Annotated in this window: 12 protein-coding genes, 1 tRNA gene and 1 pseudogene; 9 read left to right on the top strand and 5 right to left on the bottom strand. The window is 71.0% G+C overall.

The window, feature by feature from the left end; all coding sequences use genetic code 11:
* Window positions 1-135: 135 nt before the first annotated feature.
* From AB0C36_RS02815 to AB0C36_RS02830, 4 genes and pseudogenes are all read left to right on the top strand, one after another.
* A pseudogene (locus tag AB0C36_RS02815) lies at window positions 136-1,296 on the top strand (HpcH/HpaI aldolase/citrate lyase family protein); the annotation flags it as partial.
* Window positions 1,297-1,637: 341 nt separating this feature from the next.
* The gene (locus AB0C36_RS02820) at window positions 1,638-3,194 is read left to right on the top strand and encodes a phosphoribosyltransferase family protein (RefSeq protein WP_358348290.1); all 1,557 of its coding nucleotides are present in this window, start codon (window positions 1,638-1,640) and stop codon (window positions 3,192-3,194) included.
* On the top strand, window positions 3,191-4,345 hold the full coding sequence (locus AB0C36_RS02825; RefSeq protein ID WP_435838968.1) for a cysteine protease StiP family protein: 1,155 nt from the start codon (window positions 3,191-3,193) through the stop codon (window positions 4,343-4,345). Before AB0C36_RS02820 ends, AB0C36_RS02825 begins: the two co-directional genes overlap by 4 nt.
* Entirely contained in the window at window positions 4,342-5,199 is an 858-nt protein-coding gene (locus AB0C36_RS02830) for an HAD family hydrolase (RefSeq protein ID WP_358348205.1), read from the top strand. The genes AB0C36_RS02825 and AB0C36_RS02830 overlap by 4 nt, the downstream gene beginning before the upstream one ends.
* Before the next feature lie 40 nt (window positions 5,200-5,239).
* Here AB0C36_RS02830 and AB0C36_RS02835 read toward each other — a convergent pair whose 3' ends face one another.
* Both AB0C36_RS02835 and AB0C36_RS02840 read right to left on the bottom strand, forming a co-directional pair.
* The gene (locus AB0C36_RS02835) at window positions 5,240-5,722 is read right to left on the bottom strand and encodes a hypothetical protein (protein WP_358348208.1); all 483 of its coding nucleotides are present in this window, start codon (window positions 5,720-5,722) and stop codon (window positions 5,240-5,242) included.
* 239 nt (window positions 5,723-5,961) lie between these two features.
* A complete protein-coding gene (locus tag AB0C36_RS02840; protein ID WP_358348211.1) occupies window positions 5,962-7,326 on the bottom strand; it encodes a hypothetical protein in 1,365 nt (454 codons plus the stop codon).
* A 162-nt stretch (window positions 7,327-7,488) separates the two neighbouring features.
* On the opposite strand from AB0C36_RS02840, the gene AB0C36_RS02845 reads away from it, so the two are divergent.
* Window positions 7,489-7,565: transfer RNA gene (locus AB0C36_RS02845), tRNA-Val, on the top strand.
* Between the two features lie 208 nt (window positions 7,566-7,773).
* Here the strand turns inward: AB0C36_RS02845 and AB0C36_RS02850 are convergent.
* Window positions 7,774-8,970, bottom strand: a complete 1,197-nt coding sequence (locus AB0C36_RS02850; RefSeq protein ID WP_358348214.1) for a hypothetical protein — start codon at window positions 8,968-8,970, stop codon at window positions 7,774-7,776.
* A gap of 833 nt (window positions 8,971-9,803) precedes the next feature.
* On the opposite strand from AB0C36_RS02850, the gene AB0C36_RS02855 reads away from it, so the two are divergent.
* Complete coding sequence (locus AB0C36_RS02855) at window positions 9,804-10,211, top strand: hypothetical protein (RefSeq protein WP_358348217.1); 408 nt, start codon at window positions 9,804-9,806, stop codon at window positions 10,209-10,211.
* Between the two features lie 115 nt (window positions 10,212-10,326).
* Here the strand turns inward: AB0C36_RS02855 and AB0C36_RS02860 are convergent, their stop codons facing one another.
* Window positions 10,327-10,650, bottom strand: a complete 324-nt coding sequence (locus AB0C36_RS02860; protein WP_358348220.1) for a DMT family transporter — start codon at window positions 10,648-10,650, stop codon at window positions 10,327-10,329.
* A 110-nt stretch (window positions 10,651-10,760) separates the two neighbouring features.
* The gene (locus tag AB0C36_RS02865) at window positions 10,761-12,197 is read right to left on the bottom strand and encodes an APC family permease (RefSeq protein WP_358348223.1); all 1,437 of its coding nucleotides are present in this window, start codon (window positions 12,195-12,197) and stop codon (window positions 10,761-10,763) included.
* 218 nt (window positions 12,198-12,415) lie between these two features.
* Here AB0C36_RS02865 and AB0C36_RS02870 point away from each other — a divergent pair, with 218 nt between their 5' ends.
* The 3 genes from AB0C36_RS02870 (at window position 12,416) to AB0C36_RS02880 (ending at window position 16,107) form a co-directional block, all read left to right on the top strand.
* Complete coding sequence (locus AB0C36_RS02870) at window positions 12,416-13,864, top strand: aldehyde dehydrogenase family protein (protein ID WP_358348225.1); 1,449 nt, start codon at window positions 12,416-12,418, stop codon at window positions 13,862-13,864.
* Window positions 13,865-14,057: 193 nt separating this feature from the next.
* Window positions 14,058-15,482: an NAD(P)/FAD-dependent oxidoreductase gene (locus AB0C36_RS02875; RefSeq protein WP_358348227.1), complete on the top strand. Its 1,425-nt coding sequence runs from the start codon at window positions 14,058-14,060 to the stop codon at window positions 15,480-15,482.
* Window positions 15,483-15,576: 94 nt separating this feature from the next.
* Window positions 15,577-16,107: an Lrp/AsnC family transcriptional regulator gene (locus AB0C36_RS02880; protein WP_358348229.1), complete on the top strand. Its 531-nt coding sequence runs from the start codon at window positions 15,577-15,579 to the stop codon at window positions 16,105-16,107.
* Window positions 16,108-16,224 lie beyond the last annotated feature (117 nt).

Here is a 16,224-nt window from a genome sequence, read left to right on the forward strand (position 1 = left end):
TCAGTTACCGTATGTGTGCCTGCCGGGATTCCCGGTTGGGCGCGACCGCGCCAAGGGGCGCGAAACATGTCCCGCAACCGCAGACGCGCGTGGGGGACGCGCCCGTCCGGATACCCGACAGCAAGGGGGAACAAGATGCGCCACTTCGCCTTCCTGGACGACCGGGAGTTGAAGCACCTGTTCCACCGACCGCCGCAGGAGTTCGGCCGCGATTCGGAACCGGCCGTGCTGGCTGCGGCGCTCGGCGCCACCCTCTACAGCCCCGCCACCCGTACGACCCTTGCCGCCGACATCGCCAAGCAGGCGGCGCGCGGCGTCACGTCCATGGTGTTGTGCCTCGAGGACGCCATCGACGACCGCGACGTCGAGATGGGTGAGCACAACCTCGTCGCGCAGCTCACCGAGCACGCGGAGTCCGGGGCCAAGGGGCCGATGCTCTTCGTCCGGGTACGCGCACCCGAGCAGATCACCGACCTCACCGAGCGCCTGGGGCCGTCCCTGTCCGCCCTGACGGGCTTTGTCATGCCCAAGTTCGAGCCGGACAGCGGTGCGCGCTACCTCAAGGCCCTGGTGGAGGCGAGCCTGGACAGCGGGCGGCGCCTGCTGGGCATGCCGGTGCTTGAGTCGCCGTGCATCGCGTACCTGGAGTACCGCCAGCGCATGCTGACCGAACTGTCGACGCTGATCCAGGCGCACCGCGAGCACATCCTCGCGGTGCGGATAGGCGCCACGGATTTCGCGTCGGCGTACGCGCTGCGCCGCTCGCGCGACCTTACCGCCTACGACGTGCACCTGGTCGCGGGCCTCATCGCCGACATCGTCAACGTCTTCGGCCGCTCCGACGGCACCGGCTTCGTGATCTCCGGACCGGTGTGGGAGTACTTCCCGCAGGGCGAGCGGCTCTTCAAGCCGCAGCTGCGCCGGTCGCCGTTCGCGGAGGCCGAGGACCCGGACGAGGCGGTCGCGCTGCGCTCGCGCCTGATCTCGGCGGACCTCGACGGCCTGATCCGCGAGCTGGAACTCGACAAGGCCAACGGCCTGCTTGGAAAAACCGCGATCCACCCGAGCCACGTGGCGGTCATCCACGCGATGTCGGTGGTGACGCACGAGGAGTTCAGCGACGCGTCGGACATCCTGGCGGAGAGTGCGTCGGGCGGCGGCGTGCTGCGGTCGGCGTACACGAACAAGATGAACGAGGTGAAGCCGCACCGCGCGTGGGCCGAGGCCGTCATGCGGCGTGCCGGGGCGTTCGGGGTGGCCGCGGAAGAGCTCAGCTTCGTCGACCTGCTGGCGGCGACGGCGAACGCGCAGGCGGGGTGGACGCAGACGACCCTCGACGACGCGTCGGCGCAGGGTCCGGTGCGGGCGGTCGTGGCGCCGCGGTACCGCGACGACCCCAACCGCGCGGATCCGGACCACGGTGACCTGGGCAGCGCCAACACGAGCCATGGCACCGCGGGCCGCGCCAACATGAGCCGTGACGAAACGAACCAGGGTGATCTGGACGGGAGCGGACCGGCGTGAGCGGGCTGGTGACGGCGGCCGCCGCCGAATGGAGCGGGACGTGGGTCTCGCGGCGTCTGGGCGTACGCCTGGGCTCCGCCGCGGCGTCCATAGGCCCGCGCATCTCGACCGACATGCTCGCAGCCGACGACGGTACCGGTGATCTGCGCGCTCTCGTCGGCCTCGCGCTGCGCCGCAACCCGCGCCGCGCGCACCTGCTCGTTTCGACGGTGCTGGGCAAGCACGTGCCGCAGCTGCCGCACATCGTGCACGACGCGGGACTCGCCCTCGGGGCGCAAGTCCGCGAGGTCCTGGGCGGCGACGGCGTGACGCCGGTCGTGCTCGGGTACGCGGAGACCGCGACCGGCCTGGGCCACTGCGTGGCGGAGGCGCTGCCGGGCGCGACGTACCTGCATTCGACGCGCCGCCCGGTCGAAGGCGTGGCCCCGCTGGGCGGTTTCGAGGAGGAGCACTCGCACGCCACCTCCCACCTGCTGCTGCCGCAGGACCGCGATCTGCTGACCGGCCCCGGGCCGCTGGTGCTGGTGGACGACGAACTCTCCACCGGGCGCACGGTGTTGAACACCATCGAGGCGCTCCACGAGCTCGCGCCGCGCGAACGGTACGTCATCGCCGCACTCATCGACGTCCGCACACCCGCCGACCGCCGCACGATGGCCGCCTTCGCGGAGCGGCTGGGCGCGCGCGTCGACGTGGTCTCGCTCGCGACGGGCGTCGTCGACCTGCCGCACGACGCCCTGACGCGCGGCGCCGATCTGGTGGCCGCAGAGGAGGCCGGACAGGCCGGACGGGCCGGACAGGCCGGACGGACCGAGCAAATAGGGCAGACAGGGCAGGAAGGACAGGCCGCGAACCCGGTGGCGCTGGAGACCACACGCGGTTCGGTCGAACGGATCGCCCTGGACTGGCCGGAGGGCCTGCCGGACGGCGGGCGGCACGGCTTCACCGCCGACCACCAGGCGGCCCTGGAGAAGGCGCTGCCGGAACTCGGCGCGCGTATCGCGGGCGGACTTCCCGGCGCCCGGCGTGTGCTGGTCCTGGGCTGCGAGGAGCTGATGTACGTCCCGCTCCGCCTCGCCCGCGCGCTCGCCGACGCGACCGCCTCGCCGGCCGGTTCCGCCGCGCCCGGTTCCGCCTCATCCGAATCTGCCTCATCCGGATCCGCTTCTGTCGGTTCCGCGTCCGGCTCCGCCGCGGCCGACTCCGCGGACGGACCGGCCGTACCCGCCGGACCTCCCGTCCCCGAGGTCCGTTACTCGACGACGACGCGTTCCCCCGTCCTCGCGGTCGACGACCCCGGCTATGCGATCCGGACGCGCCTGACCTTCCCCTCCCACGACGATCCGGCGGACGGCCCGGGCGACCGGTACACCTACAACGTGGACCCGGGGGCCGACCCGGCACGGCGGTTCGACACGATTGTCCTGGTCGTCGACTCGACGGCCAACACACCCGCGCTGCACGCCGAGGACGGGCTCCTCGACGTGCTCGCCGGCGTCGCGGACCGCGTCGCCCTCGTCGTCGTGCCGAGCTACATCCCGCGCCAGGCCGCGGACCACGAGCCCGACCACGAGCCCGGCCACCAGCCCAGCCGCGTCCCCGGCGGCGTCCCGGGCAGTGTTACAAGCAGCAGCACAGGAACCGTCCCCGACAGCGAGGTAGCCGTATGACCGTTCGCGACACCGGAAAACTGCCCGAGCCGCTCTTCGGCCCCGGGTTTTCCTCCTATGCCGCGGACGAGGTCGCCTGGCTGCTCAAGGACCTGTCGGACGTCGAACTCGAAGCCCCGCTGGAGGAGCGCGAAGAGGCGATCCAGCACGGCGGCGCGCACTACGCCGAGTCGCTGCCGATCGAGTACCAGCCTTCGCCGGAGTACCAGGCGCTGTTCCACAGCGCGCTGGAGCTGTCCGCCGACCGGCTCGCGCACGCGGTCGGCGTCGTCACCGAGATCGTGCTCGCCGAGCGCGGGCGCGACGCGGTGCTGGTGTCGCTGGCCCGGGCCGGCACCCCGATCGGCATCCTGATGCGGCGGTGGGCGGCGTACGCGCACGGCCTCGATCTGCCGCACTACGCCGTCTCGATCGTCCGGGCGCGCGGCATCGACGCGGTCGCGCTGCGCTGGCTGGGCCGGGCGTACGACCCGTCGCGCATCATGTTCGTGGACGGCTGGACCGGCAAGGGCGCCATCACGCGCGAGCTGACCGCCGCCCTCGACGAACTGCACGCGGCGACCGGGATGCGCTTCTCCGACGAGCTGGCGGTGCTCGCGGACCCGGGCTCGTGCGTCACGACGTACGGCACCCGCGACGACTTCCTGATCCCGTCCGCCTGCCTGAACTCGACCGTCTCGGGCCTCGTCTCGCGCACCGTGCTGCGCGAGGGCCTGATCGGACCGGACGACTTCCACGGCGCGAAGTTCTACCGCGACCTCCTCGACGCCGACGTGTCGAACCAGTTCCTCGACAGCGTCAGCGCCCGTTTCCCGGCGGTGGCCGAGGCCGTCGCCCGGGACTGGCCGGTGCTGGCCGCGTCCGACCGCTCGCCGACCTGGGACGGCTGGCGTGCGGTCGAGCGGATCGGAACCGAGTTCGAGATCGACAACGTCAACCTGATCAAACCCGGCGTGGGCGAAACCACGCGGGTTCTGCTGCGCCGTGTCCCGTGGAAGATCCTCGCGCGACGCGGTGTCGGCACCGAGCTCGACCATGTCCGCATGCTCGCGGACCAGCGGGGGGTGGAGGTCGTCGAGGTGGACGACCTCCCGTACTCCTGCGTGGGCCTGGTCAAGCCCGGATTCCGCCGCGACATTGGAGCCACGTGACGAAGGCCAGGCACGACAACCCGCAATCGACCGCCCACTCCGTGGTGGCCGCGTGCGACCTGGACCGCACCCTCATCTACTCGAAGGCCGCAGCCCGCCTGGGCCTGGGGCCGGGCGAGCAGCCGCCCGACCTCGAATGCGTCGAGATCCACGAGGGCAAGCCGATCTCGTTCCTGTCCCGCGCGTCCGCCCGGATACTCGTCGAACTCGGCGCGCGGGCCATGCTGGTTCCGACCACCACGCGCACACGCAAGCAGTACGACCGCATCGAACTGCCGGGCCGCACCGCCGAGTACGCGATCTGCGCCAACGGCGGCCACCTGCTCGTGGACGGCGTCACGGACGAGGACTGGAACGCGGGCGTACGCAAGCGCCTGGCCGAGGAGTCCGCGCCGCTGACCGAGGTCATCGCGCACTTGGAAGCGGTCGTGGCCCCCGAGTGGGTGCGCAAACTGCGGGTCGCCGAGGAACTGTTCACCTATCTGGTGCTGGAGCGCGAGCTCGTGCCGGCCGGGATGGTCGAGGAGCTGACCGGCTGGGCGGACGAGCGCGGCTGGGGCGTCTCGCTGCAGGGCCGCAAGCTGTACTTCGTGCCGCGGTCGCTGACCAAGGGCGCGGCGGTGGACGAGGTACGCCGGCGTACCGGGGTGCACACGGTCCTCGCCGCGGGGGACTCGCTGCTCGACATCGAGCTGCTGCGCGCCGCCGACGAGGGGATCCGCCCGGCGCACGGTGAACTGGCCGAGACCGGGTGGACGGCGCCGCACGTCACCGTGACGCGCCATGCCGGGGTACGCGCGGGCGAGGAGATCCTGACCTGGCTGCTCGGCCGAGTCGAGGCCGCGGCGGCGTAGCCCGGCCTACCTGGCGCTGCCGCCTGGGCCTGAGCCGCTGTCAGACGTCGGCGCCGCGCACCGTGAGGAGCTCGGCGCTGGCGTGCAGCGGGCTGCCCTCGATGTCGAAGGTGAGCTCGAAGCCGTCGCGGGCGGCCCGTACGCGGGTCAGCGCCACCTCGGTGAAGTGGTCGAGGGCGCGTACGAGATCGTGGATCACGCTGCCGGTCGCGGACAGGCACAGGACGGTGCCGTCGCTCAGCACCACGGTGTCGCCGCCGAGGCCGCGCGGGGCGGGGTGCGCGTCGGTGACGCGGAGGGGGCCGCGGCCGAGGGAGTTGAGCCACCGTACGGCCTGCTCGTGGAGCAGATCGCGCTCTTCCTCGTAGGCGGTGTGCATCATCCGGCGCACTTCGTGCAGGTCCGAGCCGTGCATCGGTATGTGCTGCGCGCTGGAGGCCTTCGGCGTACGGCGCAGCGCGGCGACGCAGGGCGCGGCGGCGAGCGCGACGAAGGCGAGCATCGGAATGAGCATCACGGGCATGGCACGTCCCCGAGGTGACAGTTGCGGCTTCCGCGGCACAGGGGACTCGGTCCTGAGCGGGCGGGACCAAGGTCCCGGGCCTTACCGCGGTTCAGAGCACCTTAAACGTCGAAACGCCGGATAAGGCAGGGGGTCGCAGGAGGATTGTGGCGATCGTCGCCGGGGGTTGCCGTTGACTGACCGACTGTCGATCACTCTGTGGCTTATGCCCTAATTTGTCGGTGGTGCTGTGGTGGAGATCACGCCTGCCCGCCGGCCCGGTCGTCGCGGATCTGCTGCACGACGCGACCGACTTCGGCGCGGATCGCGCGGGTCTCGGTGAGAAAGCTCCACCAGTCGGGATGCGGGGCGTCCACCTGCCCGCCGACCGCCTCCAGACGGTAGACGAGCGCGTCCAGGCTCCGCGCGTACTTCTCCTCGGCCGCCGCCCGGGCGCCCACCGCCAGCCGCTGCGCGTCGCGCAGCGCGAACCGGGTGCGCTCGATCTCGGCATCGGGGTCGCGGGCGACCTCGTCGAGGTCCCGCAGTCGGTCGTGCACCGCCGCCATCGCCTCGTCGGCGTTGTTGAGCGCGGCCCGTGCGGTGGCCAGGCGGCTCACCGCGTCCGCCCACTCGCGGCCGTTCGCAGCCGCCCCCGCCTCGTCGATCCGCGTCCCGGCCACCTCGACAGCCCGCGCGACCGCGGCCCCGGTGCCCTCCAGATCGGTCCAGCACGCCGCGCTGTAGCCCTGGCGCAGGCGGCTCAGCGCCGGCTCCAGGCTGTCGGCGCGCGACGCCACGGCCTGCGCGCGCGTGCGCAGCGAGGACAGCCGCTTGGTCACGTCGTCGCGCAGCCGGGGGAGCCGGTCGGCCTCCTCGTACAGCGTCTGCGCGGTCGCGGTCACCTTCGCGGCCAGCTCCAGCGTGCCGCCCACCCCGTGCACCGAGGCGCCCTTGTCCAACTCGGCAAGGTCGGCGTGCACCGCCGCCAACCGCTGCTCGTACGCCGCCGACGCCAGGCCCTCGCGTACCGCGACCTGCACCGCCGCTTCCGCCGCCCGCACCATCTGCCGCGCGTGCTCGGTCTTCGGCGGCAACTGCGAGAGCGCGACATCGGCCCGCGCGATCATCGGCCCGACCGACTCGCCGAAGCGCTCCAACTCCTTGCCGACCTCGTCGAGCCGCCGCGCCACCGCCTCCAACTCCCGCCGCGCGGCGTCGTAATCCGTCGTATCCAGATCCTCCGAGTCCAGCGGATGCCGGTCCATCACCCCGATGTACGCGGCACTCGCCTCGTCGACCAGATCGTTCAGCGCCTCGAACCGGCGCAGCGCCTCCGCACTGGCGTCCGACGGCTCCACCGCGCGTACCGTCTCCAACGAGATCCGCAGATCCCGCTGCGCGGTGTCCAGCCGCAGGAACGCCTCACCCGCCGCCTCCCGCGCGGTCGCCGCCGCGGCCCGCGCCGCCTCCCGCCGACGCCGCCACGGCCGCGTCTCACCCCCGGCGAACGCGCCGGGCACCGCAAGCGCCGCCACCGCAGCCGCCGCAGGCAGCAGCACGACCCCCGGCCACAGCACAGCCACCCCCGAACCGATCCGGTGCCGTACCGCCCCGAGTGCCACTCCCGCTCCCGTCGCCGTCCGCGGACTGCCGCCCCCATCCTCCCAGGTCCGCCCCCGCCACCGCCGACAGGCGCCCCACCCGCCCCCGACGAAACACGTGCGCGTGCACCTGCGCCGATTCGGTACGCTGTCCCCCTGCCGGACAGCCCCACCCGTCCGCGCGGGCGCATAGCTCAGTTGGTTAGAGCACTGCTCTTACAAAGCAGGGGTCGACAGTTCGAGTCTGTCTGTGCCCACCAGCCAAGAAGCCCCGAAGCAACCACGCTTCGGGGCTTCTGGCATCTATCTCTGACATCAACGCCGCTGGGGTGGGGGCGGGTGGCAACTGTGCTGCTCGTGCCGGGACTTCGTCGGAGCTGTGTCGGCTGACCGGGGCTGGGCTGGGTGGCGCCGATGAAAGGGCTCCGGACTCGGCGCTGGTGACGCCGAGTCCGGTGGGGGGGTTGGTCAGTTGTCGGTCTCGGGGATGTACGCGGCGCAGGTGGAGAAGGCGCTGTTCTGCACGCACTCGAACACCTGGTTCCACTTGCTGTCGGTGTCCTTCACCGCGTCGGCGAGGGTGTCGTCGCACGATTCGTCGGCCAGGCCCCAGAAGGAACCGTCGGGCCAGCCGGCCTGTTCGGTGCGGGCGGTGATGGTGTCGAGGCACTCCGTGGAGGGGTCGTACTTCTTGACCTCTTCGAGGAATGCCAGGTACTGGGGGTTCTGCGTCGCGGCGGCGGCTTCGTCCAGGGTCTTCTGGGCCGTCGCCTTCTCCTGCGTCGAGGCGTTCGGGTCCTGAAGGGTGGCCAGGGCCTGGGTGTTGCGTTCCAGGACCTCCTGGACCTTCTTCTTGTCCTCTTCCTTCGGCGGCGCCGTCTTCGGGTCCGCGAGGGCCACCAGGCCGGCGCTGATTATCTTGATGTTCCGTACGAGGGCTGCCTTTTGCTCCACGGTGATGTTCTTGTCCTGGAGCTGCGTCGAGGCGTTCGCGAGTACTTCGCCGAGTTGTGCGTAGAAGGTCTTGTCGGCGGCCGAGGTCTTCGGGTCGGTGGCCAGCTTGATCGCCGCGTTGGCCCCGTCCATCGCGGTCAGGAGGGCGGCCCGGTCCTCGGGGGTGGTCTGCGGGTTGTTGATGGCCTTCAGGGTGGTGTCGAGCCCGGACACGTACTTCTCGTACGCGGCCTTGTCGGCCGGCGTGGTCTTCGGGTCCGCGATCGCCGCGGCCGCCTTGTCCAGGCTCTCCTTGAGCTGCTTCTTGACGTCGTCCGGAGCGTCGAGCTTCGCTATCTGGTCCTCCAGCGCCTTCTTTTGCTCGGGCGGCACCAGGTTCTGGATGGCGGGACTTGACGACGACTCGTCCGACGGGGTGCTCGGGCCGTCATCAGAGGGGGTGCCCGGATCGGCGGACGACGGGCCGTCCGGCTCGGCGGGGGAGTTCGGCCCGTCGGGTTCGGCCGGGGTCTTCGGTCCGTCGGGCTCAGGAGTGTCCGGATCGGGCGGGTCGGGCGGTTGCGGCGGGGGCGGGGTGTCGCCGGGGAGTGCGGCGGGCGCCGCCGCGGGGGCGGCGCCCGCGGTCACCGCCGTGACCGGTAGAGCGAGCGCGACGGCCAGGCATGACGTTCCGACGATGCGAGAGAGCTGGTGACGAGCGGTTTTGGGCATGAGGCTTCCAGGTGCGTGGCGGCGTGGCTGCTCCGCCGTTGCGTCGGCTTGGCCTGAGGCGGCTCGGGGGACACCGGAGAACGAGCACTCAACGGTGGGCAGGTATGACAAGTCCCACTCTTCGCCCCACCGCAACCCGTCGCAACCCAGGCGTTGGGGCGCCGCGTTCGAGGCGGTGCCGTCGCGTTTGACAGCGCCCTGCGCCCGGCCCGTGCCCGTGGTGGCCGCAGGGGCGCGATGTGGTGATCCGGAGCCGAACCGTGCGGCGCCCGCGGCGCGACGCGGCCACCCGGTTTGCATCTCGGTTATCGGCGCAGACCAGGTTGAACGCGGTGACTTCCGTACCAAGCCGGGCAGCGCCCGAGCGGCGCCGCGCACACCGGGGATAGGTGAGGCCAGCCGCCCTTGCCTGGGTGCCTGACTCATGTGTCGCGGTGGCCGCCGGAGCGGACCGCCCGGGTGCGTACGGCCGCGGTGGCATGAAACTCCCTCAACTTTCGTCCCGGACTCGGGTTTTTTCGTCGATCTGCCAGAGCCTTGCGATGGCGGCGATCGGTTCCGGCCATGTCATCGCGTCCATGAGGTGCGGATAAGCGGAAGATCATGGTCCGGATAGCAAATGGCTTGCGGCGTAGGCGGTTTCACCAGACCCAACGAGCTGGCTCACGAGTTTCGCCGGGCACATGCAAATGCGCCGCGAGCGGCCGGATTGCGCGGTGTCAAGCCGAGCAGCGCGATACGCGGGCGTTCTTGCTGGATAGCGACGATTTCAAGCCAGTGCCAACCTCCTCCCCACGCCGTCCTGGTCGTACGACGGCCGGAAAGAGGACCCCATGAAGCACCAGCGCAAAATCGTCGTCGGCTTCGGCGCCATCGCCATGAGCCTTGGCATGGTGGCCGCCACCGCGGGTTCGGCCCACGCGGGCACCAACAACTCCGATTACGTCTACACAGGCGGCACCGCCACCGGCAAGGTCTGGTTCGACCATGACGGCGACTGGTTCTACGCACAGGACCTGTCCGCGGACAGCCACGGAGTCGCCGTCCAGTACCGGATCAACGACAGCTACGCCAAGCCGCTGCTCGTCAACAACGGCGGCAAGGGCTCGGTCAAGGCGTTCAACATGGACTTCCCGGAGGGCGCGACCGTGTGGTTCCGCGCCTGCCTCACCGAGAACAGCGTCGCGTGGGACTGCGATGACATGGCGTGGTCTGTCAGCGCCAAGAAGGCCAAAGCCTGACACCCGCCGTCCGCAAAGCATGAGGCCAGGCACCCCGATGGGTGCCTGGCCTCATGTGTCGCGGTGGCCGCCGGGGCGGACTGCCCGTTGCGTACGGTGTCCCCGGCTCGGGTCCTCAGTGCGCTCCGGCCATGTTCAGGACGACCACGCCGCCGACGATCATCGCTATGCCCAGCAGCGTCGGGAGGTTGACGGCCTGGTTCAGGAACAGGACGCCTATCACCACGATGAGCGCGGTCCCCACGCCGGACCAGATCGCGTACCCGACGCCCACGTGCAGCCCGTGCTGGAGCGCCTTGGACAGCAGGTAGAACGACGCGCCGTAGCAGGCCAGGCAGATCACGGACGGGAGCGGCCGCGAGAAGCCCTCGGTGGACTTGAGGAGGCTCGTCGCGACGACCTCGACGACGATGGCGAAGGACAGGAACACGTACGGCATGGGGCGGTTCGCTTTCAGCGGTTCAGCGGTTCAGCGGTTCAGCGGTTCGGCCATTCGGCAGTCCGACGTTCAGCGTCCGGCGGTCCGGCCGAACACCGGGCTCCGCGGTTTCAGCGGCGGCCGATCTGCTGCGGTTCCCGCCGGTCCTGGACCTTCGTGCGGAACAGCCAGAGTGCTACGGCCGATGCCAGGACGGCCAGGGCGATGCCGAGTTCCTTGTAGCCGCCGTACCCGGTGATCTTGAAGCCGGTGGCGCCGACCACGAGGATCACCGCGAGCAGGGCGGTGAGCAGCCACGCGAACGGTACGAAGAAGCCCGGCAGTCGGATCGGCCGTGCCAGGTCGGGCCGGTCCCGGCGCAGCATCGCGAAGCCGGAGATGGCCAGGATGTGGGTCAGGATGTAGCCGAGGTTGCCGGTGACCACGATCGCGAGCGGCGTCTCGAGGAACACCAGCGCCAGGATGTTGATCACCAGGGCGACGGTCAGCGCGCGGGCCGGGACGCCGCGCTTGTTGAGCACGCCGACCTGCTTGATCGTGGTGCCCTCCTTGCCCATGTTGTAGAGCACCCGGGAGCCGTCCGCGAGGCCGGTGATCATGATGAGCAGCAGCGACGCGATGAGGAACACGACCATCAGGTCCGCGGCCCCGCCGACCAGGTCGTTGAACGCGCCGACGTAGAAGGTCGTCGGGTCCTCCGCGATGCGCTCCTCGCCGAGGTAGCCGGACAGCGACAGCGGCAGCAGGATGAAGACGCCGAGCGAGAAGAGCACGCCGGCACGCAGCGCGCGCGAGGTGTCGCGGACGGTGTCCTTGTACTCGGGGGCGAAGGTCGCGCAGACCTCGACGCCGAAGGACGTCCACGCCATCACGTACAGCCAGACCAGCGATTCGCGCAGGCCGCCCATGCCGTGCAGGTTCCAGTGCAGGCCGCTCGCGCTCCAGCCGCCGCTGAAGAACGGCACGACGAGGAACACCGCGAGCGGGACCAGCAGCATGCCGCCGGTGACGTAGACCACCCACATGGCCACGTGCAGGCCGAACATCGCGGCCGCGAAGAGCAGCAGGACGATGCCGATGCCGACCGCGACCGGGAAGGTGACGGTCGCGGGCCCGAACTCCCACGTCCAGTCCTGGCCGGAGAACCACTGGGCCTGGACGAGCGAGCCGATGATGCCCGCGTACACCGACAGCGCGGTGGTCCAGGCGAACCAGTAGCCGATGCTGGCCAGCGGGCCGACCCAGGGGGCGCGGGACTTCCAGCCCTCGGTGGCGTAGTGCGCGATGCCGCCCGAGGACTCGGGGAACATCGCGGCCATCTCGGAGTAGATCCAGTTGGCTCCGGTGGCCAGGACCATGGAGATGGCCCACAGGGCGATGGCCCCCCACGCGCCCAGACCCCCGATGGACGCGCCGAGTGACGCGATGAGTGCGGCCGGCATGGCCAGGGACATGGCGAAGCCGTCGTACCAGCGCATCTTCTTGGCCAGTGCGGGCGCCTGTTCGGGCGCCGGCGGCGGCGATTGGGTGGAGATCTGGGCGGACATGTGCGTGCCCTTCGGACGAAGTGGGGTGATGGGGATCGAGGGGTCCCGTTATAAGCGCGTCAAATTGACCCTGTCAACGGTTGAGTCTGCGGAATCGTCAAATGAGACCGATCTGAGTTGCGGATTCTGAAGTATTGACAGGTTCAACTTGTTGGGTGAACTCTGAGGGGGTCTCCGCAGCCGCCCGACGCGGCCCGACCCCGTTGGAGAGGGATCCCATGAGCACCACGAGCCCCGCCCAGTACCAGCTCTTCGTCAACGGCGCCTACGTGGACGGCACCGGGCCGGACTCGTACGACGTGCACAGCCCGGCCACCGGCGAGCACGTCGGGACCATCCCGGTCCCCTCCGCCGCCGACCTCGACGCCGCCGTCAAGGCCGCCAACGACGCGCAGGCCAAGTGGGCCCGCGTCAACGTCTGGGAGCGCGCCAAGGTCTGTCACCGCATCGGCGACGAGCTGGCCAAGCGCGTCGACGAGCTCGCCCGCCTCCAGACCCTGGAGCAGGGCAAGCCGCTCGCCGAGTCGGTCGCCGACATCGAGGAAGCCGCGCAGCTGTTCCACCTGCACGCCGAGGACGCGGTACGCCTGCACGGCGAGACCATGCCGTCCACGGTCGGCAACAAGCGCATGTTCACCTTCCACGCGCCGGTCGGCACCTGGGGCATCATCACGCCCTGGAACTTCCCGCTGCTGATGCTCGCCGAGTTCGTCGCCCCGGGCCTGGCCACCGGCAACGCGCACGTCGTCAAGCCCCCGGCCAACACGCCGCTGACGGTGCTCAAGGCCATGGAGGCGTTCGTCGCCGCCGGTCTGCCCGAGGGCCTGGTCAACATCGTCGCGGGCGAGGGCGCCACCGGCGACGCGCTGGTCCGCCACGAGGGCATCGACGCGATCGGCTTCATCGGCTCGTCCGCGACCGGCGCGAAGATCCAGGCCGCCGCGGGCCTCAAGCGCTCGATCATGGAGTGCTCCGGCAACGGCCCGCTGGTCGTGCTCGCCGACGCCGACCTCGACGCCGCCGCCAAGGCCGCGGTGTACGGCGCGTACCTGTGCTCCGGCCAGGTGTGCTGCGCCACCGAGCGCGTCGTCGTCCACCAGGACGCGCACGACGGGTTCGTCGAGGCCGTGCTGCGCGCCGCCGCCGACGTCGTGCTCGGCGACCCGTTCGCCGCCACCACCAACCTGGGCCCGCTCAACAACGAGGGCGTCGCCGCCAAGATGGACCGCCACATGGCGGACGCCCGCGAGCGCGGCGCGAAGATCCTCACCGGCGGCGGTCGCCGCGGCGGCCAGCCGACCGACCTCTACTACGAGTTCACCGTCGTCGACGACGTCCCGGTCGACGCGCTGCTGTCGCGCGAGGAGTCGTTCGGCCCGGTCGTGCCGATCATCACCGGCGCCAACGACGACGAGCTGCTGCGCATCGCCAACGACGACAAGCTCGGCCTGCAGGGCGCGGTCTTCACCCAGAACATGGGCGCCGCCTTCCGGTTCATCGAGGAGATGGCGGTCGGCCAGGTCATCGTCAACGACAGCACCTGCTTCTGGGACATCAACATGCCGTTCGGCGGCGCGGGCAACCGCGGCACCGGCTGGGGCCGCATCGGCGGCAAGCACACCCTGCTCGACATGTCCGACCTGCGTACCGGCGTCATCAGCCTGTGACGCGAATCCGGGTGCGGCGTACGGAACTTCGCAGTGGTACGCCGCACCCGGGCCACTCGGGCCCGCCCGACCGGTCTCCCCTGTCCGGTCGGGCGCTTCCGAACAGGCAACCGCCGCCGCCCCGTTCGCCGCCGCACGAAGCCCGCACCCGCCGTCGCGCGGCCGCCCCGCTCCACGCAGCAAGGACCCGCCCATGAGCGTCGACACCACCACCGGACCCGCTCGCGACGCCCACCGCTCGGCACTTCGCGCCACGTCCACCGAGCCCTACTGGCTCGACCGCCCCGAGCGCCCCGACACCCTCCCCAGGCTGACCGCCGACACCACCGCCGACCTGGTCGTGGTGGGCGGCGGCTACACCGGCCTGTGGACCGCGCTCATCGCCAAGCAGCGCGAACCCGCCCGCGACGTCCTGGTGGTGGAGGCCGCGACCTGCGGGCACGCCGCCAGCGGACGCAACGGCGGCTTCTGCTCGCCGAGCCTCACGCACGGCCTCGCCAACGGCGCGACGCGCTGGCCCGACGAGATCGACACCCTCCAGCGGCTCGGCAACGCGAACCTCGACGCCTTCGAGCGCGACCTCGAAGCACACGGTGTGGACTGCGGGTTCGCCCGAACCGGCAAGGTCTCGGTGGCCGCGACGCCGTGGCAGGCCGACGCGCTGCGCGAGGCCGCCGCACTCGGCGAGCGCCACGGCGAGAAGTCCCGCCTCCTCGACCGCGACGAGCTCCGCGAGTGGGTCGACTCCCCGATGTGGTCGGCCGGGCTCTGGCAGCCCGACTACGCGCTGCTCGACCCCGCCCGGCTGGTCTGGGGGCTGCGCGCCGCGTGCCTGGAACTCGGCGTACGCATCGCCGAGAACACCGAGGTCACCGCCATCGACACCAAGCGCACCGACCGCGTCCGGCTCACCACGCCGTACGCCCGGGTCACCGCCCGCCGCGTCGCGCTCGCCACCAACATCTTCCCGCCGCTGCTCAAGCGCCTCGGCCTCAGCATGGTCCCGGTCTACGACTACGCCCTGACCACCGAGCCCCTGACGCACGATCAGCTCGCCGCCATCGGCTGGACCGGCGACCACGGGATCACGGACGCCGGCAACCAGTTCCACTACCTGCGCAAGACCGCCGACAACCGCATCCTGTGGGGCGGCTACGACGCGATCTACCCGTTCGGCGGGCGCGTGGACGAGGCGCTCACGCAGCGGCCCGCGACCTTCGACACCCTCGCGGCGCAGTTCGCCGAGACCTTCCCCGCCCTCGCCGACGTGCCCTTCTCGCATGCGTGGGGCGGCGTCATCGACTCCACCACGCGGTTCTGCATGTTCGCCGGCACCGCGGCGCAGGGACGCGTCGGGTACGCCCTCGGGTTCACCGGACTCGGCGTCGGCGCCACGCGCTTCGGCGCGGACGTGATGCTCGACATGTTGGAGGGCCGCCGCACCGAGCGGACCCGGTTGGAGATGATCCGCCGCAAGCCGCTGCCGTTCCCGCCCGAGCCGGTGCGCTACCTGGGCATCCAGGCCACCCGCTGGTCGATGGCGCGCGAGGACCTGAACGGCCGGCGGAACCTGTGGCTTCGTACCCTGGACCGGCTGGGCCTGGGCTTCGATTCCTGAGCAGTACGGCAGCCGCAGCACACCGACAGACGGGGAGACACAGGCGATCATGGGTGACCAGGACCAGACACCGCGAGAGCCCCGGAGCACCCGCATGACCGCAGGACCGCTCGACGACATCGACCGGCGCATCATCGCCATCCTCCAGGCGGACGGCCGGCGCGCGTACAGCCAGATCGCCGAAGACCTCGGCATCCCGGCCTCGTCCGTGCGCTACCGCGTGCAACGCCTGGAGGACACCGGGGTGTTGCAGATCGTCGGCATCGCCAATCCGCTGACGATCGGCTTCGACCGGCTCGCCATGATCGGCATGCGCGTGCGGCCCGGCAGCGCCCACGAGGTGTGCCGCGCGCTGCGCGAACTGCCGGAGACCTCGTACGTCGTCATGACCGCCGGGCAGTACGACATCATGGTCGAGGTGATCTGCCGGGACACCGACCACTTCACCGACCTGCTGAACCGCCGGATGCACCTGATCGACGGAGTGGTCTCCACCGACTCGTTCTTCGTGCTCGAAGTGCACAAGCTCGCGTACGGCTGGGGCGTCGGCGGCGTCGAGACCGGGCTGCTGGACGTCCCCGACGCCGGGTCGAACGGCGGCATGGACCAGCGCGCGCCGCGCTGAGCCGAGCACGCGCCGAGCACACGCCGAGCACGCGCCGAGCACACGCCTAGCACGCGCCGAGCACGCGCAACGCGGGAAGACCCGGCAAAGCGGCCAGGCCCGCCCCCTGCGACCAAG

This window comes from Streptodolium elevatio, assembly GCF_040649515.1.
Taxonomy (GTDB): domain Bacteria; phylum Actinomycetota; class Actinomycetes; order Streptomycetales; family Streptomycetaceae; genus Yinghuangia; species Yinghuangia elevatio.

Bases quoted from the DNA above. Each gene is read 5' to 3' on its own strand.
- AB0C36_RS02880 (WP_358348229.1), top strand. From the start codon at position 15,577: ATGACCGCAGGACCGCTCGACGACATCGACCGGCGCATCATCGCCATC.
- AB0C36_RS02850 (WP_358348214.1), bottom strand. From the start codon at position 8,970: ATGCCCAAAACCGCTCGTCACCAGCTCTCTCGCATCGTCGGAACGTCA.
- AB0C36_RS02820 (WP_358348290.1), top strand. From the start codon at position 1,638: ATGCTCGCAGCCGACGACGGTACCGGTGATCTGCGCGCTCTCGTCGGC.
- AB0C36_RS02875 (WP_358348227.1), top strand. From the start codon at position 14,058: ATGAGCGTCGACACCACCACCGGACCCGCTCGCGACGCCCACCGCTCG.
- AB0C36_RS02825 (WP_435838968.1), top strand. From the start codon at position 3,191: ATGACCGTTCGCGACACCGGAAAACTGCCCGAGCCGCTCTTCGGCCCC.
- AB0C36_RS02855 (WP_358348217.1), top strand. From the start codon at position 9,804: ATGAAGCACCAGCGCAAAATCGTCGTCGGCTTCGGCGCCATCGCCATG.
- AB0C36_RS02865 (WP_358348223.1), bottom strand. From the start codon at position 12,197: ATGTCCGCCCAGATCTCCACCCAATCGCCGCCGCCGGCGCCCGAACAG.
- AB0C36_RS02835 (WP_358348208.1), bottom strand. From the start codon at position 5,722: ATGCCCGTGATGCTCATTCCGATGCTCGCCTTCGTCGCGCTCGCCGCC.
- AB0C36_RS02860 (WP_358348220.1), bottom strand. From the start codon at position 10,650: ATGCCGTACGTGTTCCTGTCCTTCGCCATCGTCGTCGAGGTCGTCGCG.
- AB0C36_RS02870 (WP_358348225.1), top strand. From the start codon at position 12,416: ATGAGCACCACGAGCCCCGCCCAGTACCAGCTCTTCGTCAACGGCGCC.